The organism is Microbulbifer sp. ABE4_465 (assembly GCF_056160765.1).
In genome coordinates this window covers 577,494-603,568 of record NZ_JBSWXV010000001.1, presented here as the reverse complement: position 1 = coordinate 603,568, position 26,075 = coordinate 577,494, and the positions used below count along the sequence as shown (strand labels likewise).

The following is a 26,075-nucleotide window of genomic DNA, read 5'->3' as shown; positions in this document are numbered from 1 at the left end:
GGCTCCATAAACCAACAAAATCCTCGCTCAGGCTCCAGATATGGCGATCCCGAAACCCGTCGCGCTGTACCCAACTTATGACGCCATCAAAGGCTTCAAGCCCGTCAGCCCGGACAAAACCTTCTTTGGTGATTTCCCGGAACTGAAAGATTTCCTGACCTCCGGCGAACCCTGGTGGATGGAACACTGGCTCTGGGGCCAGGAGTTTCTCAGCTATATCGGCCGCAACAAGTCTGAACATACCTACACGCGGTTTCGCAATGAAACTGAGCGATTCCTGCTGTGGGTGTTTCAAATTAAGCAAACGCCCATGGACCGACTGCGCAAGGCCGACATCCTCGAGTACGCCGATTTCTGCTGGCAGCCGCCGGTAGATTGGATTTGCCTCGCGAATCACGAAAAGTTTCAGCTCACGAATGGCCGCTATGTACAGAATCCAGCCTGGGCGCCGTTTCGGCTCAAACTACCCAAGAACCGTCCGACAGCGGGTGAAGAGCCCGATAAAAAGAAATACCGTCCGTCCCAGCAAACCCTGACCGGCATCTTTACCGGCATCATCGCATTCTACAAATACCTGATGAACGAAGAATACCTGTATGGAAACCCCGCACAGATCGCCAAGGGTGATTGCCGGCATTTCATCAGGGATGCCCAGGTAAAGGAAATCCGACGGCTAACCGAGGCGCAGTGGCAATATGTCTTCAATGTGGCACACACGATGGCCGATGAAGATCCCATCCATGAGCGCAGCCTGTTTATTATATGTGCGCTCAAGACGCTGTTTCTGCGGATATCCGAGCTATCAGAGCGCCGCGCCTGGTCACCGCTAATGAGCCATTTCTGGCAGGATACCGATGGTAACTGGTGGCTAAAAATTTACGGAAAAGGGCGCAAGTTAAGGGATATCACGGTCCCGCCAAGCTTTATTCCGTACCTGAAGCGCTACCGGCATTACCGAGGGTTAAGCCCCCTACCCGTCACCGGTGAAAACCACCCTATCGTCGAAAAAATCCGCGGTCAGGGTGGCATGACAGCACGGCAGCTGGCACGCATCGTCCAGCAGGTTTTCGACCGGGCTTACGACGAGATGCGACAAGCCGAGGGTGAAGACAGCGCGCGCAAACTGCGTGAAGCCTCGACCCACTGGCTACGGCACACCGGTGCCAGCATGGAAGTTGAGCGCGGCCGTGCACTCAAGGATCTATCTGAAGATTTAGGCCATTCCAACATGGCTACAACCGATACGGTCTATGTACAGACGGAAAACCGGGTGCGCGCAGAAAGTGGCAAGAGTCGAAAAGTCGAATAGCTGCGGGACGCTTAGTCGTCCCAGAGTATTCTTATCCGTACCGTTATCTGTAATGCTCAGCTAACCCTAGAGGACCCAATGCCTTCATCCGCTCACAGCCGCAACAGCCCGTGGCAGATTTTTCTGATCTTTTTGCGCTTGGGGCTGACCTCATTTGGCGGCCCAATTGCGCACCTTGGTTACTTTCATGAAGAATTTGTTACGCGCCGTCGCTGGCTGAGTGCGCGCAGCTACGCGGATCTGGTCGCGCTGTGCCAATTCTTGCCCGGACCGGCGAGCAGCCAGGTGGGGATCGCCCTCGGCCTGTCCCGGTCGGGATATCGCGGCGCACTGGCAGCGTGGACCGGTTTCACCATGCCATCCGCGATCGCAATGATCCTTTTTGCGCTTGGCATGACCGCCTACGGTGAGATCTTGCCTGCCGGAATTCTCCAGGGACTGAAGGTGGTGGCTGTCGCGGTGGTGGCCCAGGCAGCATGGGGAATGGCTCGCACTCTGTGCCCGGATACACAGCGCATAACCATAATGGCCGCGGCCACCTGCGCATCATTGTGGATACCTTCCGCAGCCGGCCAGGTCGGGGTGATCGTTGCCACGGGAATCCTGGGCCTGGTCATGTTCAGGCCTGGCGCGGAATCGGACCACGAACCGTTACCCATGGCTGTCGGCCATACTGCCGCCCGGTTTTGGCTTGCGCTCTTTTTCGCTCTACTGATCGGACTCCCGCTGATCGCAGAATTGTTCCCCCGCGGTACCGCCGAAATAATCAGCGCCTTTTATCGATCCGGCTCCCTGGTATTTGGCGGTGGTCATGTGGTTTTACCCCTGCTGCAGGCGGAAGTCGTAACACCGGGCTGGGTAGATGAAGAAACCTTCCTTGCAGGTTACGGTGCAGCACAGGCAGTACCCGGCCCTTTGTTCACCTTTGCTGCATTTCTTGGCACGGCGATTAACCTGGGGCCAGGAGGCTGGGTGGGCGGCCTGTTGTGCCTGATCGCGATATTTATCCCTTCCTTTCTGCTGGTTGCGGGAACCCTGCCGCACTGGGAGCGACTGCGTCAAAACACGCGCGCTCGCGCGGCGCTGACCGGTATTAATGCCGGTGTAGTTGGCCTGCTGATGGCCGCGTTGTATCAACCGGTTTGGACCAGCGCGATTCATCGTCCACAGGATTTCGCGCTGGGGCTGGCTGCATTGGTCGCCCTGGTATTCTGGAAGCTCCCACCCTGGCTGGTGGTCCTAGGTGGAGCTGTGGGAGGCTGGGTTTTGGCCTAAACAGTGGCAATTGGCGCCTTTGCCGCCACCGCAATTAGCGGAACTGGCGCTACCCGCATCCTATGACCGACTGGTTACAAATTTTGGCAGCCGATTCATGCCAAAGCACCCCTATTGTATAGGTTCCGGACTACGCAAACGCTAGGATGCGCCGCTCGTTTTACTCGGGGGGAGTATCATGTCCATCGGCCAACAACTCTATTTCGCTATTGAACTTTTCGCGCCAGAACTGGCCCACCGGGAGCGCTTCTGCCGACGCATGGCTCGCGTTCTGACGGACTACGGCACCTCGCCACTGGTTGCCCGTCAAATTGGCACCGTTCTGGCGGATGCATTGCCCAATCGCTGCGCGGACTACCATCTGGAAATGGCCCACCTCATCACATTTCACTCACCGTTGAGCGCCCTGCTCGACACCGATCAACAGGCAGCAAGAGCGATGCATTTTTACATGACGTACTTTCTGGATATCACCGCCCTGCCCTCTGGCCAGCAAATGCGCTACGCGGTGAACTAAGCCGCGTAATGAGGGAGTCAGCTCTCAAACTGAAAGCCGCGCACCTTTTCCTTGATCGCCTCGTGTGCCGCTTCCTGTTCATGGAGCAACTTGCGTCGCAACAATGCCGCCTCAAATCGCTGCTTATCGACCACGGTTTTTGGCTTCAGTGGCGGAACAGGCGTCGGCTTGCCGTCGTCATCCAGTGCCACCATGGTGAAGTAACAGCTGTTAGTGTGCCGAACTACGCGGCTACGAATATCCTCGGTAATTACCTTGATCCCTACTTCCAACGAGGTATTACCGGTGTAATTCACGGAGGCGAGAAAGGTCACCAATTCGCCTACGTTTATAGCCTGTCGAAAGACTACCCGATCGACAGACAGAGTCACCACATAGCACCCGGCATAACGGCTGGCACAGGAGTACGCCACCTTATCCAGATACGACAGCAGATCCCCACCGTGTATTTTGCCGGTAAAATTCGCCATATCCGGAGTCATCAGCACGCTCATGCTGAGCTGGTGTTCACGTGGATCTTCCATGGGTATTCCTTGTTCTTATTGGCTACTTTCTGAAACTGCGTGGGATCGCATCAATCTTCAGTTATTCTGTGGCCGCAGGGCTCACTGACACCGAGCGCTCCAGCTGACTGAATTGCCCTTGCAGGATGGCCTTTTCCTGCAGTACACGGCGGTTCTCTTCGTGCAGCGTATCTACACTCGCTTTACAGGCGACCAGCTCTGCCTCAAGTTTAGCCACCATCGTTTTCTGGATTTGAACTTCGCGAACTGCAGAGGCCTCATTGACGCGAAGCGAAGAGGCTTCTTCACCGATACGGGCGGACGCGGCGGCACTCTCACTCAATTGTTGCTGCAGCTCTGAAACGCGATCTTCCAATGCTGCAATCTGCGCCCGGCCGGCGGATTCTCTCCGGGCAAGCGCCTGCCGATCGGTTTCCTGCTCGCGAAGCTGAAAATGTGCGCTGTCCAGCTGAGTTCGCACTTCAGCCAGCTTACCGCTCAACTCATTGCTTTGCTCATTCAAAGCAGCCACCTGAGCGCGCAGCTGCTCGGCTACCAGGCGTGCCTGATCGCGCTCTTGCTGCCGGTCTTCTGCGGTTCGCTGTTGGAAATGCTCGAAGTGTTCACGCACATCCCGGTTTTCCGCTTTCAACTCGCCGAGTGATGACTTCAGCTCTGCAATCCGCGTGTTGCCCTCCCCTCGCTGGTATTCGGACTTTTCCAGCGCAGTGCGTGCCTCCGCAAGCTGCAACTGCAGATTTTTCCCCTCTGCTTCTGAAGTTTGCAACTTTTGCTCCAACTGTTCGAGCTCTGCCGTTCGCGTCGCCAGGGTACTTTTCGTACTGGCAAGCTCCTGCTCAAGATTCCCCAGCGCAGCGTCAGCTTCTTCCCGGACTTTTTGAACCTCGGCTTCCGCCATGGATTGCACACGCTCGTACACCGCCTTGATCGCATCCACCAACTCCCGCGGCAGCCCTGCAGTATCGACAGCTTCACCATCTACTTCCGTACGCCAGCGCTTCAGTAACGGTGCAATCGTGCTCTTACTGCCCGTACCAAGTTCTGCACGCACCTTATCTACGGTGGGTTCTTCACCGCGCTGCTTCAGTGATTCTGCGGCTTTGGCAATATCGATGTATCCAACTCCGATGCGCGCCATGGGTTTCTCCGTTGTACTCTGGTTATTTTTACGTACCGAATTACATATTACGTATTATTACATTATTTGTAGATTTGGAATCAATCGTTGATTCGCATTTTTTAACACACGATAATTACACTTATCGCAGGTTAGGAATCTTACCGCGTCGATTACGCAGCAAGATCCGGTACAAAACACCAAGCACAGCCGCTGATTCAAAAAATGAAAAAAAACCTCACCGACCAAATCTTTTCGCCACAGACGACACGGGAATTCCCCTCGGAACGAGACGAGAGTCAAAACCCGGTAGCAACTCATGCCGACCTGCAGGCATATCTAAACGCCGCCACATCCGACAGCACCCGTCGCGCGTACCGCTCGGCAATTCGCCAATTTGAAAAATGGGGTGGCCGCCTGCCCACGGAAGCAGACACACTGGTGCGCTACCTTTTAAGCCGCGCGGAAAGCCTGAACCCCCGCACTCTGGATCTGCACCTGACCGCGATCGGCCAATGGCACCGCTACCAGGGAATACCCAATCCGGTACAGGAACCACTGGTAGAAAAAACCATGGGCGGTATTCGCCGGGTGCACGGCAAGCCGAAACAGAAAGCCAAGGCACTGCGGCTGGAGCATATCGCCCGCCTTACCCGCCACATTCGGTCGCAACCAGAGTGCCGCAAACGAGACCGCGACCTGGCCATAGTGCTAATGGCCTTCTTTGGCGCTTTTCGGCGCAGTGAACTGGTGGCCATTCGAGTAGAAGACCTCCAGTGGGAGGAAGAAGGACTGATTGTATTTTTACCCCGGTCAAAAACGGATCAGACCGGGCATGGCCTGCAGCGCGCCCTCCCCTTTGGCGACGCAAATGTCTGCCCGGTAATTGCCCTGAAGCGTTGGCTGAAAGCGGCACACATAGACCGGGGGCCGGTGTTCCGCGGGGTGAATCGCTGGGATCAGGTGCAGGATAAGGCGCTGAATCCGGGCGCGGTGAACCAGATACTCAAGCAGCTTGGCAAGGAATGCGGGTTTGATTTCCTCGACAGTCTGAGCAGCCACAGCTTTCGCCGGGGGCTTTCAACGTCGGCTGCGCGAGAGAAGGTCGATTTTGAGCTGATCAAGAAACAGGGCGGGTGGAAAAGCGACACTACCGTGTGGGAGTACATAGAAGAAGGTCAGCGGATGACAGAAAACGCGGCAACAGTGCTAATGGACAAACTGGCAGACCACATGGCGGTTTCAGAGCCCGCCGACTAACCGTTGCGGCAACGGGCGTGCCTGTGGTCGTTGCAGAGATTTCGTCCTATCGGCTACACTGCCGCCTGAATTTACCCCCACCCGCTGCCATCAAACCATACTCAATTTCTCAACCTGGCAATCGTGATTTGTGCCGGAGAAATCCCATGGCATTGGCGGCATCCCCTACCGAACACCGATTTACTGAGCCTTTCATGAACAGCGAATTCATTCGCCCACTGTTAGACAGTCAACTGGCCTGGAGCCTGGTGCTGATTGCCGGTGTATTGCTGGTGCGTTTTCTGCTCACCCAGTCTTTCCGCAAAACCAGCTGGCAGCGCCAGGACATCCGCCGCCGCATCCATATGGTCCACAACTTTGGCAACCTGATAATGGTGCTGGGGCTGTTTGCTATCTGGGTGTCAGAACTGCGGAATTTTGCCCTGTCGATCGCGGCCTTTTCCGTGGCGATCGTTATTGCCCTGCGGGATGTGGTGCAATGCCTGGTGGGCGGTATCTATCAGGCCAGCATGCGCTCTTTCACCATCGGTGACTGGGTGAAGATTGGCGAGCAATTTGGTGAGGTCATCGACAACAATTGGCTGAGCACGACCCTGCTGGAAATCGACCCCCACGGCCTCGGCAATGGCTACACCGGCACCACGCTGTACGTACCGAACAGCGTGTTCTTTTCCCAGCCGGTAAAGAACCTGAACTTTATGCGCCGTTACATCGAACACAGTTTCTCGATTGTGCGTGAAAGCAAGGGCGAGAACCCGTTTGCCATCAAAGCCTATATCACCGAGCGCGTGCTTGAGCACTGCGAGTCGTTTAAAGATGTTGCGGAGCGCTACTGCAAGCTGATTGAGAGCCGCATGGGCGTGGACCTGGCGGGCACCGAGCCCAAGATCAAGATAACCACCAGCGAACTCGGTCACGATGTCCTGACGATTACCCTGTTCTGCCCACGGGAAGAAGCCACGGATATCGAGCAAAAGGTAACCGAAGATTTCTATCGGTTCTGGTACGGAAGAAAAGAGCCGGCTCCACAAGAGCCCGCTCTACCTCAGGCCTGACGCTAATCTCGCCGGCTCGCGCCATCCCGCTCTTCGGTCGGGCTGGCACCAGTCTCGCGCACCGCATCGCTCTTGGGATCGGTTTTAGTGGAGGTTTTGGTATAGGTTTTCGCCATGTCACGGAGTGAGCCCATTTGTTGGCCAAAGTTTCGACAACCGCGACACATCAGCAAATGAAACTTCAGCCCAAAACGCTCCCGGCGGCTGAGATCGCGCTCCATACGTTCCGAGAGCAAACGGGTGGCCTGCTTACAATTCATCATGATTTGGCTACCTCCGAACCTGACTGATCGAACCAGCCACTTTCCAGACACTCACGCAACCGCAGCCGCGCCCGGTACAGGATCACATACAGATTGCTGGTCGATAGGGAAAGCTGATCGCAGATTTCCTCCGACTCCAGTTCAATAAATTCACGCATCATAAACACTCGCGCCTGCTTCTCCGGCAAGCCATTGATACAGGCATCAAACACCCGCCAGAAGTGGTCACTGTGCACACCGCCCTGCGGGCCCGTCCAGGCGCTGGGCCTCTCCGCTTTGTGCCAGTGGCCAGCAGGATTGAACAATGCCTCGGAAAAGATCTGCTCCCGCTCTTCGTCATCCCCCAGCTCGCTGCTGGCAATGACCTTTTTCTGGTGGCGCAAGATATCGGTGATCTTGTACTTGAGGATGGAAAACACCCAGGTGCGCAGCGCAGACTGACGCCTGAAGGAATCTGCATTCTTCAGGGCACCAGCCAGCGCCTCCTGCACCGCGTCTTCCGCCAGATCGTCGTCGCGAAGCTGCAAACGGGCAAATTTCACCATCTGCTGACGCAAACCAGTAAGAAATTCGGGGTTTTGGAGGGAGTCTTCGGCCTTGCCCGCCTCCACTGGCTGCCCACTCACGGGCGTGCTTTCGGTCATCAAGTCATACTCGTAATGCAAAGCAAACCGCTGTGCCGTGTTGATTGGTCGTATAATGACGGCCATTCTTACATTTCCACCAATCCCCCGTCAGCTATGAGGAGTTACCGAGTGCTGGGATGGGCAAGCTGCCGCCTCCGTAATCGGCCTGTTGCAATCGCTTTTGCCGGCCTGTTCATTGCCATGGGCCCGGGTACCTTTACTGCCCCGGCGGCCCGTGCGGCAGAAATCACCATTGCCGTCGCCTCCAATTTTGCCGCGCCGATGAATGAGATTGCTGACGCATTCGAGTCGCAGAGCGAGCATAAGGTGCGGCTGGCCTTTGGTTCCTCTGGCAAACTCTTCGCTCAGATCCGTCACGGCGCGCCCTTTGAGGCGTTCTTCTCCGCGGATCAAGACAAGATCACCCGGCTGGTGGACAACAATCTCGCCGAGGCGGACAGCAGAATAACCTATGCCGAAGGGCGCCTCTTGCTGTGGTCTGCCACCGATCAGTACGTCGACAGCGCGGGGAAGGTGTTCCAGTCCGGCGATTTTCAGCGATTGGCGATTGCCAATCCAAAACTCGCGCCCTACGGCGCCGCCGCGTTGGAAGTGCTGACCGCGCTCGGCCTCGATACAGCGACAAAGCAAAAGCGGGTGGTGGGTGAGAATATTTCCCAGACCTATCAATTTGTCGCCAGTGGCAATGCGGAGCTTGGCCTGATCGCACTCTCTCAGGTCTATCGCAATGGCACTATTTCCGAAGGTTCCGGCTGGATAGTGCCGGAGTCGCTGTACCGCCCGATTCGACAGGATGCGGCGATTTTGACCCGTGCAAACAAAGGTGGAGATCGGGCGGTTGTCGACGCCTTCTGGGATTTTTTAGAAGGCCCCAGGGCGCGCACAATTATCGAGTCCTACGGATACCGGGTACCCGTGAATGCTGACTGATTCCGATCTCGCCGCAATCTGGTTGACCCTGAAACTCGCCACCACCGTTACCCTGCTGCTCTTGGTACTGGGCACGCCGCTGGCCTATTGGCTGGCAAAGACCCGATCCTGGTGGAAGGGGCCGGTCAGTGCCGTGGTCACGCTGCCCCTGGTATTGCCACCGACGGTGCTCGGTTTCTATCTGCTTATTTTTATGGGCCCGCAGGGGCCGCTGGGTAATTTGACCGAGTCCATCGGGCTCGGCACTCTGCCATTTACCTTTGCAGGACTGGTAATTGCCTCGCTGCTCTATTCACTGCCGTTCGTGGTGCAACCGATACAGAATGCCATCGAGGCACAGGGCCCGGGTCCCGGCGAAGTTGCAGCGACTTTGCGCTCCGGCCCCTGGGATCGCTTCTGGCATGTCACCATGCCGCTCGCCAAACCCGGCATCGTCACTGCCGCCGTTCTCGGCTTCGCCCATACCGTGGGAGAGTTTGGTGTCATCCTGATGATCGGCGGCAATATTCCCGGTGAGACGCGCGTGGTGTCGGTACAGATTTACGACCATGTGGAAGCCCTCGAATACACCCAGGCCCACTGGTTGTCCGCTGCCATGCTGGTGTTTTCGTTCTCTGTTTTACTGGCGCTGTATATGCTCCAGCGACGCAAGTCGGCCGGTGGGTGGCGCTATGGCCCCTGAGATTTCTTCTGATAAATCAATCACCGGTAAGTTCTATCTACCCCTCCGTCAGCAAGGACGTGGGGGCGACTTTGCGCTGGACGTGAATTTTGAAATTCCGGGCAATGGCGTGACGGGAATTTTTGGGCCTTCCGGCTCTGGCAAAACCACGTTGCTTCGCTGTATTGCCGGATTGCAGCCCTGCGAAACGGGCAGCCTTACGGTGAATGGCAAGACCTGGCAAAAAGCGGGAGATTGCAGGCAATCGCTTGCCGTGTATCAGCGCCCACTGGGTTTTGTCTTCCAGCAGCCGAGCCTTTTCCCGCACCTCAATGCCGAAGGCAATCTGGGATTTGCACGCAAGCGCGCAACGCAGCCGGTGAGCAATGACGAGTACGATGAGATCGTCGAACTGATGGGGATTGCCCCCCTGCTTTCACAGCGCCCGGATTCTCTGTCCGGTGGAGAGCAGCAGCGCGTGGCCATTGCCCGCGCACTACTGGTTAAGCCACGGCTATTACTGATGGACGAACCCCTCGCAGCCCTCGACCAGGCGCGCAAGCGTGAAATATTGCCGTACCTGGAAAAGCTCCATCAGTCCGTGGATATGCCCATCCTGTACGTGAGCCATTCCGTCGAAGAGGTCGCGCGGCTTGCGGATCACTTGCTGCTGATGGAAAACGGCAAGATCCAACGCGCGGGGCCGGCAACGGAGCTGCTATCGCGCACGGATTTTCCGGTTCAACTGGGCGACGATCTGGGTGTATTGCTGGAAGCCGAAGTCATTGAGCGCGACGCACAGTGGAACTTGCTGCGCGCACAGTTCGCCGGTGGTGAATTCTGGCTGCGTGACACTGGGGAAGCACCGGGAGAGAAAATTCGGCTCCGGATTCTGGCACGAGATGTAAGCCTGACGCGCACCGGCGATCAGCAATCCAGCATCCTCAATCGACTGCCCATGCGCGTACAGGAAATCACCGCGGATACCGACCCGGCCATGGTGCTGGTTCGAATGGTACCGCAGGATGCGGGCGCCCCCCGGGGCTGCACCCATGTCATCGCGCGGGTTACACGCCGATCGCTGCACGAGCTGGCTCTGCAAGAGAACTCGCCGGTTTGGGCACAGATTAAATCGGTGGCCATTGTCCGCTGATTTACGACGAATCGTTCCGACGTTTCTCACAGACATAAAAAAGGCCGGGCTGCTTGCGCAACACCCGGCCAAGGTTTACAGACGTCTAGTCGGATTAAGCAGGTTCTGAGTGGCGTTCTGTTTTTTCGCCCTCAATACCCAGCGTGTCGACGAATTCTTGCTCTTCGGTTTGCACCGATTTCTTGCCAAACAACTTCTGCACCACCACAAAGAACAGTGGGATAAAGAAGATACCCAGCAGAGTACCCACGATCATGCCACCCAGTACGCCGGTGCCGATGGCCTGCTGCGCACCGGAACCCGCGCCGGATGCAATCGCCAGAGGCAGAACACCCAGGCCGAATGCCAGCGAGGTCATGATGATCGGGCGCAGGCGGTCGCGCACGGCGTGCATGGTGGCTTCAATCAGCTCCATGCCCGCTTCCAGGTTCTGCTTGGCAAACTCCACGATCAGAATCGCGTTTTTACTGGTGAGACCCACGGTGGTCAGCATCGCCACCTGGAAGTAGATATCACGCTCAAAACCGCGCAGGTTACTCGCCACAATCGCACCGAGAATACCCAGTGGCGCCACCAGCAGTACCGCGGTCGGCACCGTCCAGCTCTCGTAAAGCGCAGCCAGACACAGGAACACGATCAGCACCGACAACACGTACAACAGCGTGGTCTGAGAACCGGCCTGCTGTTCCTGATAAGACAGCGCGGTCCACTCCAGGCCAAAACCTTCCGGCAACTGGCTCACCAGACGCTCCATTTCCGCCATGGCATCACCGGAGCTCACGCCAGGTGCGCCCTGCCCCTGGATCTGTACCGCCGGCACGCCGTTATAGCGCTCCAGACGCGGGGAACCGTAATCCCAGTCAAAGGTGGCGAAGGACGATACCGGCACCATCTCACCATTGTTATTACGCACGGACCACAGACGGAAATCCTCCGGGTTCATCCGGAATGGTGCGTCGGCCTGCATATACACGCGCTTGATACGACCGCGATCGATAAAGTCATCAATGTACTGGCCGCCCCAGGCAACCCCGAGGGTGCTATTGATATCACCAATGGACACACCGAGTGATGCGGCCTTGGCATTGTTCACCTTCAGCTTGAACTGTGGCGTATCTTCCTGGCCATTCGGGCGCACACCCGCAAGCAACGGACTCTGTGCCGCCATACCCAGCAGCTGGTTGCGCGCGTTGATCAACGCTTCGTGCCCCTGGTTGGCATTGTCCTGCAGGTACATTGCAAATCCAGCCGAGGTGCCAAGCTCCGGCAACGCCGGGGGTGAAAAGGCGTAGGCAATCGCATCCTTGATCTGGCTCAGGGCACCCATACCGCGCATGGCAACGGCACCCGCCTGCTCGGATTCTTCCTCACGCTCACCCCAGTCCTTCAGCTTGATAAAGGCCATGGCATTGTTCTGGCCACTACCGGCAAAGCTGAAGCCCTGTACCGAGAATACGGATTCCACCAGCTCGGATTCATTGTTAAGGAAGTGGTTTTCCAGCTTCTCAACAGATTCCATGGTGCGCTCCTGGGTGGCGCCAACCGGCGTCTGCACCAAAGAGAACAGCACACCCTGATCTTCCTCCGGCAGGAAGGAGCTGGGCGAGCGCACAAACAGGAACACCATCACCGCACTCAAAAGCGCGAAGATCACCATAAAGCGTCCGCTGCGGGCGAGAATACCGCGCACTCCGCGCTGGTAGGAGGCTGCGCTGCGGTCGAAATTGCGGTTGAACCATCCGAAGAAACCTTTCTTGCTACCGTGCGAACCGGGCTTCAGCATGGTCGCGCAAAGCGCCGGCGTCAGCACGATCGCAACAAGCACCGAGAAAGCCATAGCGGCCACAATGGTGGCGGAGAACTGGCGATAAATAATGCCGGTCGAGCCTTCCATAAAGGCCATGGGAACGAATACCGCCGATAGCACCACACCGATACCGATCAGAGCACCGGTGATCTGCTTCATGGATTTCTTTGTGGCTTCCTTGGGCGAGAGGTTTTCCTCATGCATCACCCGCTCCACGTTTTCCACCACCACGATGGCATCGTCCACCAGCAGACCGATGGCCAGTACCATCGCGAACATGGTGAGCATATTCACCGAAAAGCCGAGCACCGACAGCACACCGAATGTACCGAGCAATACCACAGGCACCGCGATCGTAGGAATGATGGTTGCGCGCAGGTTCTGCAGGAACAGCAGCATCACCAGGAATACCAGGATCACCGCTTCCACCAGAGTCTGGATCACGCCCTTGATCGACACTTCCACAAACGGCGTGGTATCGAAAGGAATGACCGTTTTCAGACCTGCAGGGAAATTCGGGTTCAGCTCCGCCAGTTTCTCTTTAACGGCGGCAGCGGTTTCCAGTGCATTAGCGCCGGTGGCCAGGGAAATCGCCACGCCCGTTGCCGGTGCGCGGTTGTAGCGGGTAAGAAAGTCGTAGCTTTCCGTGCCCATTTCCACTCGCGCCACATCACCCAGTTTCAGTACAGACCCGTCCGGGTTTGCCCGCAGCACCACGTTACGGAACTCTTCCGGTGTCTGCATACGGCTTTGCGCAGTGATACTGGCGGTGAGCTGTTGTCCCTGCACCGCGGGAGTGCCACCAAGGCTGCCGATTGCCACCTGAGAGTTCTGGTTGCGCACCGAAGCCATAATATCGGTCGGTGTCAGCTTGTAGGCATCAAGCTTGTTTGGATCCAGCCAGATTCGCATGGCGTACTTGGAACCGAATACCTGAATACTGCCAACACCGGGTACCCGGCTCAGCGGATCCACCAGGTTGGATACCACGTAATCCGCGATATCCTCTTTCTTCATACTGCCGTCGGTCGAGACGAAACCCGCAACCATCAGGAAGCCGGCTCGACCCTTACCCACCGTTAGGCCCTGGCGCTGCACAATTTCCGGCAACAGTGGCATGGCCAACTGCAGTTTGTTCTGCACCTGTACCTGTGCAATATCCGGATCGGTACCGTTGGCAAAGGTCAGGGTTACTTCCGCGGTACCAATAGACTGGCTGGTGGCAGACATGTACAGCAGGCCATCGAGGCCCTTCATGTTCTGCTCGATCACCTGAGTCACCGAGTCCTCGATGACTTTGGCAGACGCGCCGGGATAGGCACCGGTGATGGAAACCACGGGTGGCGCAATATCCGGGTAGCGTTCTACCGGCAATTTGCTGATCGCGAGGCTGCCGAACAGCATCACGACGATGGCGATCACCCACGCGAAGATCGGGCGATCGATAAAGAAACCTGCCATTTCAATTACCCCTTGCTGGCTTCGTTCTGTGCGTTATCTGCGGTTTCATTTTTCGGTGCGGGCAGATCCACTGGCGCAGGCGCCGCGGCCTCGCCAGCATTGACGACGACACCGGGGCGAATCTTCTGCAGCCCTTCGACGATCACACGGTCACCGGCCTTGAGACCGCTTTCCACCAGCCAGTTGCTGCCAACAGTCTGCGAAACCTGTACCGGGCGAACTTCCACGGTATTGCCTTCGCCAACCACCATCGCGGTGGTATTTCCCTTCGGATCACGTGCCACACCCTGCTGCGGAACCAGCACGGCGTTTTCACGCTGACCACTGCCAACAGCTGCACGCACATACATGCCGGGCAGCAATACATTTTCCGGATTCGGTACTACTACGCGCAGACGAACGCTGCCGGTGGTGGGATCAACACTCACCTCAGAGAATTCGAGTTTGCCAGCGTGGGGATAGGGACTGCCGTCTTCCAGCAGAATCGTTACCGGCAGGTCGTCGGTCTGCTCCATGGTTCCCGCGGCCAGTGACTTGCGCAGGTTCAGCAACTCGCTCACCGATTGGGTGAGGTCCACATAGATGGGGTCCAGTTGTTGAATCGTCGCCAATGGCGCCGCCTGGTTTGAGGTTACCAATGCCCCCTGGGTTACCGACGAGATGCCGATGCGACCGCTGATCGGCGCACTGATACGGGCGAAATCCAGCATCACTCTGGCCCGCTGTACCGCGGCCTTGGCAGAGGCCACATCCGCTTTCGCCTGTTGCAGTGCAGCAACGGCGGAATCGTTGTCCTGCTTGCTCACTGCGCCGGTCTTTACCAGTTCTTGGGTGCGATCTGCCTGCAGCTTGGACACGGTCAGGGTAGCCTGCGCCCGCTCCAGCGAAGCCTTGGCACTGTCGAAATCCGCCTGATAGCGGGCGTCGTCCAGCTGATACAGGGCGCCGCCGGCTTCCACCAGACCGCCCTCTTTAAACAGCTGATCCTTGACGATACCGTCGACCTGCGGGCGAACTTCCGCCACCTTGAAGGGACTGGTACGGCCGGGAAGCTGCCGGGTCAGGGTAACCGGCTGGGTATCCAGGGTGACAACGGTGACCTGCGGCGTGTGTCCCTGCATGGCGGGTTGTTTTTCTCCGCAGGCTGACAACAGCGCTACGGCGAGCAACAGGCTGCCGGAGATCAACGACTTCTTTTTGTGCAACATGACGACCTCGTAATTGCGTCCATACCGGTACCAACTGGTACCACCGCGATAAGTAGCTAGAAAAAATGGCGCCGCTCGGAAGCGGCGGCCATAAAAAGAACGTGACGGGCTGACTGAATGACCCGATCAGCGCATTTGCCCATGTCGGGCGAAGAAGAGTGCTTGCCGAACTGACCTGACTTAAGTGGACAGCATGGCAACTTGAGTCGATTTAAATACATTCATGAATGAATATCAACTATTTATTCATGGATGAATGTAAAGTAAGATCAACCCCCACAGCGATGCGCCAGTGTTCCGTCGCGCAGCACCTCTAATCAGGACCCGATAATGGCCAAACGAACCAAAGAAGACGCCCTGGAGACCCGCGAGAAGATTCTCGACGCGGCGGTGGAGGTCTTCGACCGGCGAGGGGTTTCCCGCCCCTCCCTGACCGAGATTGCCCAGCTGGCGGGGGTTACCCGCGGCGCGGTATACGGCCATTTTCAAAACAAGGCGGACCTGTTCAGCGCACTGGCCGACAGGATCCAGCTGCCAGACGAATCTCTCTGTCAGGCGCCCCATCAATCCTGCGACCCATTGGGCGAACTGCGTAACCGCTGGCTCTTTATGTACCGCGAGGTGATGTCAAACGAACAATGGCATCGGATCTTCGCCATCATTCTGCTGCGCTGCGAATGGGTGCCCGAAAACGGGGAAATCAACCAGCGCTGCAGCGAGGGCCACGCCGAAGGAACAGCGCGGTTGCGGAATTTGATTGAAGGTGCGGTTTCCGTCGGTCAGCTGCCCTCGGACCTCGATGTCGAGGTCGCAGTTCCCGTAGTTCACGCTGGCATTATTGGTTTACTGCAGGAATGGCTGATGAATCCCGATGCATTCAATATTGCCGAGGTCGGCGCCCGTCACGTGGAAGCCATGCTGGAAATGCTGCAAAAATCAGCCCACCTGAGAAAAACACCGGCCGCAGATCGGCCTGAAACCGCGACCGACAGCGCCAGTACTGAGTAATTTTTCATCGCCACCGATCAGATGGCGGGAAATTCATTTCTCTCATTGCCCTATTCCGGCAACCTTTCGCCTTGTTCAAGAAGCATTTCATGCCTTTCGGAGCTTTCAGCCTTTATACTTGTCCTAAGCTATAAGTCGCCACTGCTCCGGAAGCCCCCTTCCGGCCCCATTTGACAGTGGGACGCCTTGAAGTAGGACGTATAAAGAGACTCCTTATGCTTAGCAATCGAATAGCCGCACTGATATCCGGCCTTTCCCTTTCCCTCCTGGTACTCGCATCCCCGGTCGTCGCGGCCGATGACACGGAAGAGCTCAAACCCCACGAAGAACAGGGTGGAACGGCCCGCGAGATCGTCAGCAAACTCGAAATGCTGCATTACAACAAGCTCAAGGTCAGCGATGAAATGTCGGCCGGCCTGTGGGACGAGTACATCGATAGCCTCGACCCAGCCAAGAGCTATTTCCTGGCTTCCGACATCAATGAATTCCGCCAGTGGCGCACCAAGCTGGATGACGACCTCCGCGCAGGCAACGTCGACCGCGGATTCGAAATCTACAATCGCTACCGCCTGCGTATTTCCGACCGCCTGAACAATATCGTCTCGCAGCTGGAAAATGGCCTGCCCAAATTCGATTTCACCAAGGACGAATCCCTTGAGCTGGATCGCGAAAAAAGCGAATGGCCCCAATCCATCAGCGCCGCAGACGACCTGTGGCGCAAGCGCCTGAAAAGCAGCGTGCTCAACCTGCGCCTCACCGACAAGAGCGATGAAGAAATTGCCGACCTGCTCAAGCGCCGCTACAAGGGCCAGCTTAAACGCCTGAGCCAGCAGAATTCCGACGACGTGTTCGAGCTCTACATGAACTCGCTCACCCGCCTGTACGACCCCCACAGCAACTACCTGTCTCCGCGCTCCCTGGAGAACTTCAATATGAGCATGTCCCTCTCCCTTGAGGGTATTGGTGCCGTATTGCAGATGGAAGACGAGTACACCAAGGTGGCGCGACTGGTCGCGGGTGGCCCTGCGGACCGCACCGGCAAGATCAAACCCAACGACAAAATCGTGGCTGTTGGTCAGGATGAAGAAGGCGAAATGGTCGACGTGGTCGGCTGGCGCCTCGACGATGTGGTGGACCTGATCCGCGGCTCCGCCGGTACCTTCGTACGCCTGGAAACCATCCCCACTGGCGGTGACGGCAGCCACCGCACCATCACCATCAAGCGCAGCAAGGTGAAGCTGGAAGACCAGGCGGCGAAAAAAGCCATCTTCGAATTCTCTGACGGCGAACAGAATTACAAAGTGGGCGTGATCAACCTGCCGACGTTCTATATCGACTTCGAAGCCTATCGCCGCCGCGATCCCAACTACAAAAGTACCACCCGCGATGTAGCGCGACTGCTGGACGAACTTCAGAAAGAAGGTGTCGACGGCGTTATCCTGGACCTGCGCAATAACGGCGGCGGCTCCCTGCAGGAAGCCACCATGCTCACCGACCTGTTTATTGATCAGGGTCCGGTGGTGCAGATCCGCCATGCCAACGAACAGATTTCCCGGCACAACCGGTCGCGCTCCCGTGCCATGTATCGCGGCCCGCTCGTGGTACTGATCAATCGTCTGTCCGCCTCTGCCTCGGAGATCTTTGCCGGCGCAATCCAGGACTACAATCGCGGCCTTGTCGTAGGTAACCAGTCCTTCGGTAAAGGTACCGTGCAGACGATGGCGCCACTGAAGGAAGGCCAGCTGAAAATCACCCAGTCCAAGTTCTACCGGGTGTCCGGTGACAGTACCCAGCACGCTGGTGTGATGCCTGATATTGCCATGCCGCAATTGATCGACAGCGAACAGGTCGGGGAGAGCGCCTACGACACCGCGCTGCCCTGGGACCGTATCCATGCCGTGCGCCACGCCAAGTACTTCAACCTGAAGGACATGGTGCCGGAACTGTCAAAAAAGCACGACAAGCGCACCGCCGTCGATCCGGACTTTGTATTCCTGCGCAAGCAGTTTGAATACCAGTCTGAGCGCGCGAATCGCAAGACCGTATCCCTAAACGAACACGCGCGCATTCAGGAGCGTGAAGACCTGAATCAGGAAATTCTCGCAATGGAGAACAAGCGTCGCGAAGCCAAAGGCCTGGAGCCTTACGAGAACTTCGAGGCCTATGAAAAGAGTGAATCGGAAGATACCGCGCCTGTTGGTGGCCCTACCGAAATCACCCTGGAAGACGATCCTGTGCTGAATGAAGCGGGCTACATCATGGCCGACTTTATTGGCTTGAAAAAACACACCAACTCGCCGCAAGTAGCCAACTTCGACTGAATTGAGTGTGCGATAGAGCAAACGGCCTGCGGCTTTAATGAAGTGGCGGGCCGATTAAATCATTACCAAGCCCGCTGCTTTTTATCGAGCAGCGGGCTTTGGCTTTTTGAACGATTGAGAAAACTTTTCGGGGGGAGGAAAAATGAAAGTTGTATCCTTTAACGTAAACAGTATCCGCGCGCGTTTGCACCAGATGGAAACACTGGTGAAAACCCAGTCACCAGACATCATCGGCCTGCAGGAAACCAAGGTCACCGACGAAGATTTTCCGGAGGATGTGATTCGGGATCTCGGCTACGAAGTTATCTATTTCGGCCAGAAGACCCACTATGGTGTCGCCCTGCTGTCCCGCTACCCCTTTCTCAAAAAGCAGTACGGCTTCCCCACCGATGCCGACGATGCGCAGCGGCGCCTGGTTGCCGGTCAGTTCGATATCGGTGCAGACCAGCCTCTCACAGTCATCAATGGCTACTTCCCGCAAGGGGAAAGCCGCGACCACCCGGTGAAATTCCCGGCCAAGCAAAAGTACTACGCGGATCTCGATGCCTACCTGAACAACAGCTGCGACAGCAAGGCACCGGTACTGGTCATTGGCGATATGAACATCTCGCCAACCGATCTGGATATCGGCATCGGCGAACCCAACCGCAAACGCTGGCTGCGGGACGGCAAGTGCAGCTTCCTGCCGGAAGAGCGTGAGTGGCTGGAGAAAATCCATAACTGGGGTCTGGTGGACACCTTCCGTGCGCAAAACCCGGAAACCAATGATCTGTTCAGCTGGTTTGATTACCGCAGCCGCGGCTTTGACCGCGAGCCGCGCCGCGGCCTGCGCATCGACCTGATCATGGCCACCCAAACCCTTGCTGACCGCTGCGTCAATACCGGTATTGATTACGACATCCGCGGTATGGAGCGCCCTTCAGACCACGCGCCAGTGTGGGCGGAATTTGATATCTAACTAGCCAGCCTCGTGGCGCATCGGTACGGCCCCAGTGCGTCACACTTCCCTAGCCTTTTCTGCCTCTCCTCCCCGCCCCTTATCCACCTCGCAACGGCTCATGCACAAAATATCTGGATTCCAACATATTTGATTTTGCGTATATATGAATTTTCGAATACCATGCGCAGCACTGGAATAGCCCTGCTCTGTCGACTCAGGAGTACCCGATGAACCCGGTATCCGTTTTCAAATGCCTTGCCGATGACACCCGCCTGCGCAGTCTCTTATTGATTGCCAGCGAGGGGGAACTGTGCGTGTGCGAGCTGATGTGCGCCCTGGACGAGAGCCAACCCAAAATTTCACGCCACCTGGCGCAACTGCGCAATTGCGAGCTGTTGCAGGATGAGCGCCGCGGCCAGTGGGTCTATTACCGCCTGGCGCCGGACCTGCCCGACTGGATACCGGAGATTCTCCTGCAGACTCTGCAGGCAAATCCCGTATTTATTCAGGCCAACCAGCAGGCGCTGAACGAAATGCAGGACCGCCCCGGAAGCAAAAACAGTTGCTGCTAATCGAGGCTCCACTCTCGATCCCACCTCTGGACCCACTTAGTTCAATGAATCAACTGTAACGGCGTATTGAATTTCGCCTTACCCAAAAGGAAGCACCCGATGAAAATTCTCTATATCTGCACACACAATCGCTGCCGCAGCATCCTCAGCGAAGCCGTCACCAATCATCTTGGCCAGGGTCGCATCGACGCGCGCAGCGCCGGTAGTCAGCCCAGTGGCGAGGTACATCCGCTTTCCCTTGCCTACCTGGCGCAACGCGGTATCGCTACCGACGGCCTCAAGAGCCAGTCCTGGGACGAGTTTGAGAGCTGGGTTCCCGATCTGGTGGTAACCGTTTGCGACAGCGCGGCCGGTGAAGCCTGCCCAATCTGGCTGGGCGAATCGACCAAGGTGCACTGGGGGCTTGAAGATCCATCCAAACTGGAAGGCAGCGAAGAAGAGCTGGCTCAAGCCTTCAATCACACCATCGACCTTATTCAGGCGCGGGTAGAGAAAATGCTCAAGCTCGATCTGGATAAAAAATATGGTTCGGAGCTTCGCGATGCCGCCCAGGCATTGATCGCAAGCGAATAACAACCGCTTACAGGAGGTTCGTGATATGGGAATTTTTGAACGCTATCTGTCGGTGTGGGTGGGTTTGTGTATTCTCGCCGGATTACTTTTGGGGAATATAGCCCCTGAGCTTTTCCAGCAAATCGCCGGCATGGAGATCGCCCACGTCAACTTGCCCGTGGCAGTGTTTATCTGGGTAATGATTTACCCGATGATGGTGCAGGTAGACTTTTCCTCCATCAAACACGTGGGCGACAAGCCGAAAGGTCTGGTGCTGACCCTGGTGATCAACTGGCTGATCAAGCCTTTTACCATGGCAGCCCTCGGCTGGTTGTTCTTCCGGGTGATTTTTGCCGATCTTGTGGATCCGCAAACCGCATCGGAATATATCGCCGGCATGATTCTGCTGGGTGTCGCTCCCTGTACCGCAATGGTATTTGTGTGGAGCCAGCTCACCCGCGGTGATGCAAATTACACGCTGGTGCAGGTCTCGGTAAACGACGTGATCATGATATTTGCGTTCGCCCCGATCGCGGCCCTGCTACTTGGCGTCAGTGATATCACCGTACCCTGGGACACCCTGCTCCTTTCTGTGGTGCTGTATGTATTGCTGCCGCTAATCGCCGGGGTGCTCACACGTCGCGCTCTGGACAAAGCCAACGACCACAGCCGCCTGGACAATTTTCTGCAGCGGGTAAAACCCATTTCTGTGGCCGGCTTGCTGGCAACCGTGGTTCTGCTGTTTGGATTCCAGGCCGAGACCATCATCAATAGTCCGCTGGCGATTGTCCTAATTGCCATTCCGCTGCTGATTCAAACCTACGGCATTTTTGCCGTGAGCTACCTTGCCGCGCATAGAATGAAGCTGCCCCACAATATTGCAGCTCCCGCGTGCATGATCGGCACATCCAACTTTTTTGAGTTGGCGGTAGCCGTTGCTATTTCACTGTTTGGACTGCACTCCGGTGCAGCACTGGCAACGGTGGTTGGCGTACTGGTAGAGGTACCCGTGATGCTCTCGCTCGTCGCCATCGCAAACCGCACGCGCCACTGGTTTGACGGCAATACCTCTCCAGTAACCCAGGAATCAAAAGCTACCGGGGAGAAAGTATGAGCAAGCTCAATGACGAAATGCCGAATCTAATTTCGGATTGCTTCCACGACACCGACAAGAGCCAGTTAACCGCCGCCATAAACGACACAGCACCCAAGATTCTATTGCTATACGGCTCTCTGCGCGCACGCTCTTTCAGTCGGCTGGCCGCAGAAGAAGCCGCCCGTATTCTGAATCGCCTGGGCGCTGAAACCCGTATCTTCAACCCTTCGGGCTTGCCGCTACCGGATGATGCCGATGCGGATCACCCCAAGGTTCAGGAGCTGCGTGAACTCGCCACCTGGAGCGATGGCATGGTCTGGTCCTCGCCGGAGCGGCACGGGGCCATGACCGGTATCATGAAGGCGCAGATCGACTGGATCCCCCTGGCCATGCAGGGCGTGCGCCCCACCCAGGGAAAAACCCTGGCGGTCATGCAGGTGTGTGGCGGTTCGCAGTCGTTTAATGCGGTTAACCAGATGCGCATTCTCGGCCGCTGGATGCGCATGGTCACCATTCCGAATCAGTCTTCCGTGGCCAAGGCCTGGATGGAATTTGATGATGACGACCGAATGAAGCCTTCCTCTTATTACGATCGCATCGTTGATGTAATGGAAGAACTGATGAAGTTTACCTACTTACTGAAAGACAAACGGGACTACTTTACCGATCGCTATTCCGAGCGCAAGGAAACCAGCGAAGAATTTCGCCAGCGGATCGATCAGCGATCCATGTAGGCGCAAGCAACCTGAAAAGTGGTGTTGCACTCGCGACACCAGACTTTGACTCACACGAAAACAACAAGCCCTGTTGTGCAAGGACGTGCACAGGGCAACTCTCCCCCTAGACTCCCTGCAAAAAATACCGCTCTCCCGCTATTCAAACTATTTCGAACCCTCTCCTGAACTGCAAAGCCTAGACCTCACCACTGGACACTAAATCGCAAATACTGCATTTCTGTTACCAAGCAATTAACTCCGCTAATTGCCGCTATAGACAGAAAATATCTGTCACCCGTTTGCGATAAACCGGAAATATTTTCTTCACTCCGCTGCAAGACTTCTCCACAACAATGGGCGCGCCGAATGTTCGGCCGGCTGCACCGCAGTCCGAAACCTACATGAACGAGATACACATTCAGGCCCACGGGAAAGATACCGAGGATACGGTGCGCCCGCACGGCAACCAGAAGTACACATTAGGAGAGTTCCATGATCAGTTCCGTAAAACGCAACGCCTTTCCGGTTGCGCTACTATCCGCAGCGGTAATCTCCGCACTGGGAATCGCACCGACCGCCAGCGCGCAACAGACGACTTCAGCGATTCGTGGCGTAGTGACCAGCGATGGGGGGAAACCCGTCGAAAATGCCAAGCTCACCATCATTCACCAGCCCTCCAACACCCAGAGCGTTATTGAAAGTGGCAATGCAGGCCGCTTCAATGCATCCGGCCTGCGTGTGGGTGGTCCCTACACCGTGCGTGTTGAATCCGATTTTGGGGATGAGACGGTTAACGGTATTTATCTTTCCCTGGGCAATCCCTTAGTCCTCCCCATCGACCTCGACAGTGACGATGTCGAAGTGAATGAGCTTGAAGAGGTTGTTGTGACGGCAGAGGCGCTGCTGTCTGAGAACCGCGGTTCCAGCAGTGTCTTCGGTGAAGACCAGATTTCCTCCGCTGCAACCTTCAACCGCGATCTCAAGGAAATCATCCGGGCCAACCCACTGGCGGTGGTCAGCCCCGATGGCACCGAGCTGAGCATCGCGGGCTCCAACCCGAAATACAACGCGTTCACCATCGACAGCGTGGGTATCAACGATACGTTCGGCCTGCAGTCCAACGGTTACCCCACCAACCGCCCACCGATCTCCCTGGATGCGGTTGAGCAGATCTCCGTGGATTTCGCACCGTTCGATGCCCGTATCGGCAAGTTTGGCGGCGGTAACATTAACGCAGTGACCAAATCCGGTACCAACGAATATCACGGCAGCATCTATGTTGAAAATACGCCGTGGACTGGCACTGCCAAAGACGACCGACTGCCCACCGATGGCTCGGTGACCGAGATCGATATCGAGAACGAGGAAGAGACTTACGGTGCAACCTTCAGCGGCGCACTGGTCCAGGACAAACTGTTTTTCTTCTCTTCCTATGAGAAGTGGGAAGAAGAAGTCGCGTTTGATTACGACCTGAACACCCTCGCCAATCACGATGTAACCCCAGCGGAGCGCGACCGCGCCCTGGCGATCCTTCAGGATGTATACGGTCTGAGCGACACCGCAGGATCTGCGCCAGCCCCCGACAGCGATGAAAAGGTTCTGGTAAAACTGGACTGGAATATCGCCGATAACCAGCGCGCCGACTTCACCTACAGCACCCAGGAAACCCGCTCCGCGCGCAACTACACCGACGGCAGCGAAACCCTGAACCTGGGCTCCAACCTGTGGACCATGGCCCAGGACACCAGCTACTACACCGCGCACCTGTTCTCGGACTGGAGCGATGTATTCAGCACCGAGGTGAACCTGTCCTACAAGGACTATGAGCAGGCCTCCCTGACCAGTTCCAGCTGGGGGGAAATCAATATCCAGACCGAAGATGGGTATATCGTCGCCGGTGCAGACGAAAACCGCCACGCCAACGTGCTGGCCAATGAAGTGTGGAACTTTGGCGTACACGGCACCTACCTGGCCGGTGAAGTCCAGTATCGCTTTGGTGCGGAACTGGAGGACACCTGGAACTACAACCTCTACGGCCGCGATGCACGGGGCACCTGGACCTTTGACAACCTCGACGCGTTTGAAAACCGCGAAGTCGCGAGCCTCGAGTACAGCAACGCCTACACCAACAACATCGATGATATTGCCTACGATGTAAATGGCACTACCTACTCCCTGTACGGTGAAGCCACCTTCGAGCCATTCGCCGGATTTGAGCTTGTGGCCGGTCTGCGCTACGAGACACTGAGCATCGACAGCGCCCCCAACCAGAACGATAATTTTGTGGAAACCTATGGTTTCAGCAACACCGAGAATCTGGATGGACGCGATATCTTCCTGCCGCGCATCGGCTTTAACTGGGCGGTTCAGGATGACCTGACCCTGCGCGGTGGCGTCGGGCGCTTTAGCGGCGGCATGCCACTGGTGTGGGTATCCAACGCCTACACCAACGACGGCACCACCAAGGATTCCTTCTACAGCACCGATGTTGACCCTTCCGAGGTCGACTTCACCGGTGTCCCTCAGGCGGCGTTGGACGCCCTGGAACCCGGTGCCGGCAGCACCAACACCATCGCCCCCGACTTCGAGCTTCCTTCCGACTGGCGCTACCAGCTGGCTACGGACTATGTGTTTGCAATTCCGGGCGTGGGTGATGACTTCAGCTGGACCACCGAAGTCATGTACGTCGATCGTGAAAATGCGGTGTACTGGCGCGACCTGTCGCGGGTCGATAACGGCAAGCGTATCGGCGACCGCATTATCTGGGACAGCATCTATGACGGCACCGAGTTCGAAGGCAACTACGACCTGGAGCTGACCAACGTCGACAATGGTGGCCGCAGTATCATCTGGTCCACCGCCCTGGACAAAGCTTTTGACAACGGCCTCTCCTTCAACCTGTCCTACACCAATCAGGACATTACCGAAGTGAATCCGGGCACCAGCTCCACGGCGGAATCCAACTTCCAATATGAAGTAACCGAAAACCGCAATCAGCCCCTGGAAGGCACTGCCTACTACGAAATCGAGCATCGCTTTGTTCTGAATCTGGGCTACCGCGCCGAGTTCATCCAGGGTTACGCCACCAACTTCAACCTGTTTATGGAGCGCCGTTCTGGACGTCCGTTCTCCTGGACCCTGGACTCCTACCGCGATGCACACTTCGGTGATCAGGCCAGTTTTGACGACTCCGATGTCTACCTGGCCTATATCCCGTCCGGTGCAGATGACCCCAACGTGGACTTTGAAAATGGTCTGAGCTATGGGGAAATTATGGAAATGGCTCGCGCCGCCGGCGTCGATGGCTATGCCGGTGGATTCGTCGACAAATACTCTGACAACATGCCCTGGGTAACCACCATGGATCTGGCAATCAGCCAGGAAGTCCCAGGCTTTATGCCGGAGCACCGCGGTCTGGTGTACCTGACCATCGACAACTTCGCCAATCTGCTCAACGACGATTGGGGTAAGGTGTACGATCTGGAGTACCCGCAGAACAAGCTGTTCGACTTCGATGTGAATGAGGACGGCCAGTATGTGTACGACGAACCCTTCGGTGGCTTTGATTCGCGCAACTACAGCCGTTTCGAGGCAGCAGAGTCTACCTGGCGTGTGAAGCTGGGCCTGAAATACAACTTCTGATCCAGCCCCTGCGGAGCCGGAACTTTACGGCCCCGCAAAAC

Annotated in this window: 22 protein-coding genes; 16 read left to right on the top strand and 6 right to left on the bottom strand. The window is 56.6% G+C overall.

The features are described 5' to 3' along the window. Window positions 1-40 precede the first annotated feature (40 nt). The 3 genes from ACXAG1_RS02400 (at window position 41) to ACXAG1_RS02390 (ending at window position 3,101) form a co-directional block, all read left to right on the top strand. Complete coding sequence (locus ACXAG1_RS02400; protein ID WP_475118832.1) at window positions 41-1,309, top strand: tyrosine-type recombinase/integrase; 1,269 nt, start codon at window positions 41-43, stop codon at window positions 1,307-1,309. Between the two features lie 78 nt (window positions 1,310-1,387). After that, on the top strand, window positions 1,388-2,584 hold the full coding sequence (gene chrA / locus ACXAG1_RS02395) for a chromate efflux transporter (RefSeq protein WP_475118831.1): 1,197 nt from the start codon (window positions 1,388-1,390) through the stop codon (window positions 2,582-2,584). A gap of 178 nt (window positions 2,585-2,762) precedes the next feature. Beyond that, window positions 2,763-3,101: a hypothetical protein gene (locus ACXAG1_RS02390; protein ID WP_475118830.1), complete on the top strand. Its 339-nt coding sequence runs from the start codon at window positions 2,763-2,765 to the stop codon at window positions 3,099-3,101. A gap of 17 nt (window positions 3,102-3,118) precedes the next feature. On the opposite strand, the gene ACXAG1_RS02385 is transcribed toward ACXAG1_RS02390, so the two are convergent. Then, window positions 3,119-3,625, bottom strand: coding sequence for an acyl-CoA thioesterase (locus ACXAG1_RS02385; protein ID WP_475093027.1), 507 nt, complete (start codon window positions 3,623-3,625; stop codon window positions 3,119-3,121). Between the two features lie 61 nt (window positions 3,626-3,686). Next, window positions 3,687-4,763, bottom strand: coding sequence for a DNA-binding protein (locus ACXAG1_RS02380; RefSeq protein WP_475118829.1), 1,077 nt, complete (start codon window positions 4,761-4,763; stop codon window positions 3,687-3,689). Between the two features lie 204 nt (window positions 4,764-4,967). On the opposite strand from ACXAG1_RS02380, the gene ACXAG1_RS02375 reads away from it, so the two are divergent. Then, a complete protein-coding gene (locus ACXAG1_RS02375; protein ID WP_475118828.1) occupies window positions 4,968-6,002 on the top strand; it encodes a site-specific integrase in 1,035 nt (344 codons plus the stop codon). 194 nt (window positions 6,003-6,196) lie between these two features. Continuing rightward, window positions 6,197-7,057 (top strand): mechanosensitive ion channel family protein, encoded by an 861-nt coding sequence (locus tag ACXAG1_RS02370; RefSeq protein ID WP_475118827.1) that lies wholly within the window; start codon window positions 6,197-6,199, stop codon window positions 7,055-7,057. Window positions 7,058-7,059: 2 nt separating this feature from the next. Here the strand turns inward: ACXAG1_RS02370 and ACXAG1_RS02365 are convergent, their stop codons facing one another. Next, on the bottom strand, window positions 7,060-7,320 hold the full coding sequence (locus ACXAG1_RS02365; RefSeq protein WP_475093031.1) for a zf-HC2 domain-containing protein: 261 nt from the start codon (window positions 7,318-7,320) through the stop codon (window positions 7,060-7,062). Continuing rightward, entirely contained in the window at window positions 7,317-8,030 is a 714-nt protein-coding gene (locus ACXAG1_RS02360) for an RNA polymerase factor sigma-70 (protein ID WP_475118826.1), read from the bottom strand. Before ACXAG1_RS02360 ends, ACXAG1_RS02365 begins: the two co-directional genes overlap by 4 nt. Before the next feature lie 45 nt (window positions 8,031-8,075). On the opposite strand from ACXAG1_RS02360, the gene modA reads away from it, so the two are divergent. Genes modA through modC form a run of 3 tightly spaced genes read left to right on the top strand, consistent with a single transcriptional unit; the run spans window position 8,076 to window position 10,711 of the window. Beyond that, window positions 8,076-8,897, top strand: coding sequence for a molybdate ABC transporter substrate-binding protein (gene modA / locus ACXAG1_RS02355; protein WP_475093033.1), 822 nt, complete (start codon window positions 8,076-8,078; stop codon window positions 8,895-8,897). Further along, entirely contained in the window at window positions 8,887-9,579 is a 693-nt protein-coding gene (modB, locus tag ACXAG1_RS02350) for a molybdate ABC transporter permease subunit (protein WP_475093034.1), read from the top strand. Before modA ends, modB begins: the two co-directional genes overlap by 11 nt. After that, a complete protein-coding gene (gene modC, locus ACXAG1_RS02345) occupies window positions 9,569-10,711 on the top strand; it encodes a molybdenum ABC transporter ATP-binding protein (protein WP_475118825.1) in 1,143 nt (380 codons plus the stop codon). The genes modB and modC overlap by 11 nt, the downstream gene beginning before the upstream one ends. Before the next feature lie 94 nt (window positions 10,712-10,805). On the opposite strand, the gene ACXAG1_RS02340 is transcribed toward modC, so the two are convergent. Together ACXAG1_RS02340 and ACXAG1_RS02335 are read right to left on the bottom strand one after the other, a co-directional pair. After that, window positions 10,806-13,979: an efflux RND transporter permease subunit gene (locus ACXAG1_RS02340; RefSeq protein WP_475118824.1), complete on the bottom strand. Its 3,174-nt coding sequence runs from the start codon at window positions 13,977-13,979 to the stop codon at window positions 10,806-10,808. A gap of 5 nt (window positions 13,980-13,984) precedes the next feature. Beyond that, window positions 13,985-15,187, bottom strand: coding sequence for an efflux RND transporter periplasmic adaptor subunit (locus tag ACXAG1_RS02335; RefSeq protein WP_475093037.1), 1,203 nt, complete (start codon window positions 15,185-15,187; stop codon window positions 13,985-13,987). 330 nt (window positions 15,188-15,517) lie between these two features. Between ACXAG1_RS02335 and ACXAG1_RS02330 the strand changes: the two genes are divergently transcribed. From ACXAG1_RS02330 to ACXAG1_RS02295, 8 genes are all read left to right on the top strand, one after another. Next, complete coding sequence (locus tag ACXAG1_RS02330; protein WP_475118823.1) at window positions 15,518-16,195, top strand: TetR family transcriptional regulator; 678 nt, start codon at window positions 15,518-15,520, stop codon at window positions 16,193-16,195. A gap of 215 nt (window positions 16,196-16,410) precedes the next feature. Continuing rightward, window positions 16,411-18,516 (top strand): carboxy terminal-processing peptidase, encoded by a 2,106-nt coding sequence (locus ACXAG1_RS02325; RefSeq protein WP_475118822.1) that lies wholly within the window; start codon window positions 16,411-16,413, stop codon window positions 18,514-18,516. A gap of 142 nt (window positions 18,517-18,658) precedes the next feature. Further along, entirely contained in the window at window positions 18,659-19,474 is an 816-nt protein-coding gene (gene xthA, locus ACXAG1_RS02320) for an exodeoxyribonuclease III (protein WP_475093040.1), read from the top strand. Window positions 19,475-19,683: 209 nt separating this feature from the next. Continuing rightward, entirely contained in the window at window positions 19,684-20,028 is a 345-nt protein-coding gene (locus ACXAG1_RS02315; RefSeq protein ID WP_475118821.1) for a metalloregulator ArsR/SmtB family transcription factor, read from the top strand. Window positions 20,029-20,127: 99 nt separating this feature from the next. Further along, window positions 20,128-20,601, top strand: coding sequence for an arsenate reductase ArsC (locus tag ACXAG1_RS02310; RefSeq protein WP_475118820.1), 474 nt, complete (start codon window positions 20,128-20,130; stop codon window positions 20,599-20,601). A gap of 25 nt (window positions 20,602-20,626) precedes the next feature. Further along, on the top strand, window positions 20,627-21,694 hold the full coding sequence (arsB, locus tag ACXAG1_RS02305; protein WP_475093043.1) for an ACR3 family arsenite efflux transporter: 1,068 nt from the start codon (window positions 20,627-20,629) through the stop codon (window positions 21,692-21,694). Beyond that, window positions 21,691-22,410 (top strand): arsenical resistance protein ArsH, encoded by a 720-nt coding sequence (gene arsH, locus ACXAG1_RS02300; protein WP_475118819.1) that lies wholly within the window; start codon window positions 21,691-21,693, stop codon window positions 22,408-22,410. Before arsB ends, arsH begins: the two co-directional genes overlap by 4 nt. A gap of 474 nt (window positions 22,411-22,884) precedes the next feature. Further along, window positions 22,885-26,034, top strand: a complete 3,150-nt coding sequence (locus tag ACXAG1_RS02295; RefSeq protein WP_475118818.1) for a TonB-dependent receptor — start codon at window positions 22,885-22,887, stop codon at window positions 26,032-26,034. Window positions 26,035-26,075: the final 41 nt, after the last annotated feature.

Bases quoted from the DNA above. Each gene is read 5' to 3' on its own strand.
- arsH (WP_475118819.1), top strand. From the start codon at position 21,691: ATGAGCAAGCTCAATGACGAAATGCCGAATCTAATTTCGGATTGCTTC.
- modB (WP_475093034.1), top strand. From the start codon at position 8,887: ATGCTGACTGATTCCGATCTCGCCGCAATCTGGTTGACCCTGAAACTC.
- ACXAG1_RS02365 (WP_475093031.1), bottom strand. From the start codon at position 7,320: ATGATGAATTGTAAGCAGGCCACCCGTTTGCTCTCGGAACGTATGGAG.
- ACXAG1_RS02325 (WP_475118822.1), top strand. From the start codon at position 16,411: ATGCTTAGCAATCGAATAGCCGCACTGATATCCGGCCTTTCCCTTTCC.
- arsB (WP_475093043.1), top strand. From the start codon at position 20,627: ATGGGAATTTTTGAACGCTATCTGTCGGTGTGGGTGGGTTTGTGTATT.
- ACXAG1_RS02380 (WP_475118829.1), bottom strand. From the start codon at position 4,763: ATGGCGCGCATCGGAGTTGGATACATCGATATTGCCAAAGCCGCAGAA.
- ACXAG1_RS02390 (WP_475118830.1), top strand. From the start codon at position 2,763: ATGTCCATCGGCCAACAACTCTATTTCGCTATTGAACTTTTCGCGCCA.
- ACXAG1_RS02310 (WP_475118820.1), top strand. From the start codon at position 20,128: ATGAAAATTCTCTATATCTGCACACACAATCGCTGCCGCAGCATCCTC.
- ACXAG1_RS02335 (WP_475093037.1), bottom strand. From the start codon at position 15,187: ATGTTGCACAAAAAGAAGTCGTTGATCTCCGGCAGCCTGTTGCTCGCC.
- ACXAG1_RS02360 (WP_475118826.1), bottom strand. From the start codon at position 8,030: ATGGCCGTCATTATACGACCAATCAACACGGCACAGCGGTTTGCTTTG.
- ACXAG1_RS02330 (WP_475118823.1), top strand. From the start codon at position 15,518: ATGGCCAAACGAACCAAAGAAGACGCCCTGGAGACCCGCGAGAAGATT.
- ACXAG1_RS02315 (WP_475118821.1), top strand. From the start codon at position 19,684: ATGAACCCGGTATCCGTTTTCAAATGCCTTGCCGATGACACCCGCCTG.
- ACXAG1_RS02295 (WP_475118818.1), top strand. From the start codon at position 22,885: ATGATCAGTTCCGTAAAACGCAACGCCTTTCCGGTTGCGCTACTATCC.
- chrA (WP_475118831.1), top strand. From the start codon at position 1,388: ATGCCTTCATCCGCTCACAGCCGCAACAGCCCGTGGCAGATTTTTCTG.
- ACXAG1_RS02400 (WP_475118832.1), top strand. From the start codon at position 41: ATGGCGATCCCGAAACCCGTCGCGCTGTACCCAACTTATGACGCCATC.
- ACXAG1_RS02340 (WP_475118824.1), bottom strand. From the start codon at position 13,979: ATGGCAGGTTTCTTTATCGATCGCCCGATCTTCGCGTGGGTGATCGCC.
- xthA (WP_475093040.1), top strand. From the start codon at position 18,659: ATGAAAGTTGTATCCTTTAACGTAAACAGTATCCGCGCGCGTTTGCAC.
- ACXAG1_RS02385 (WP_475093027.1), bottom strand. From the start codon at position 3,625: ATGGAAGATCCACGTGAACACCAGCTCAGCATGAGCGTGCTGATGACT.
- ACXAG1_RS02370 (WP_475118827.1), top strand. From the start codon at position 6,197: ATGAACAGCGAATTCATTCGCCCACTGTTAGACAGTCAACTGGCCTGG.
- ACXAG1_RS02375 (WP_475118828.1), top strand. From the start codon at position 4,968: ATGAAAAAAAACCTCACCGACCAAATCTTTTCGCCACAGACGACACGG.
- modC (WP_475118825.1), top strand. From the start codon at position 9,569: ATGGCCCCTGAGATTTCTTCTGATAAATCAATCACCGGTAAGTTCTAT.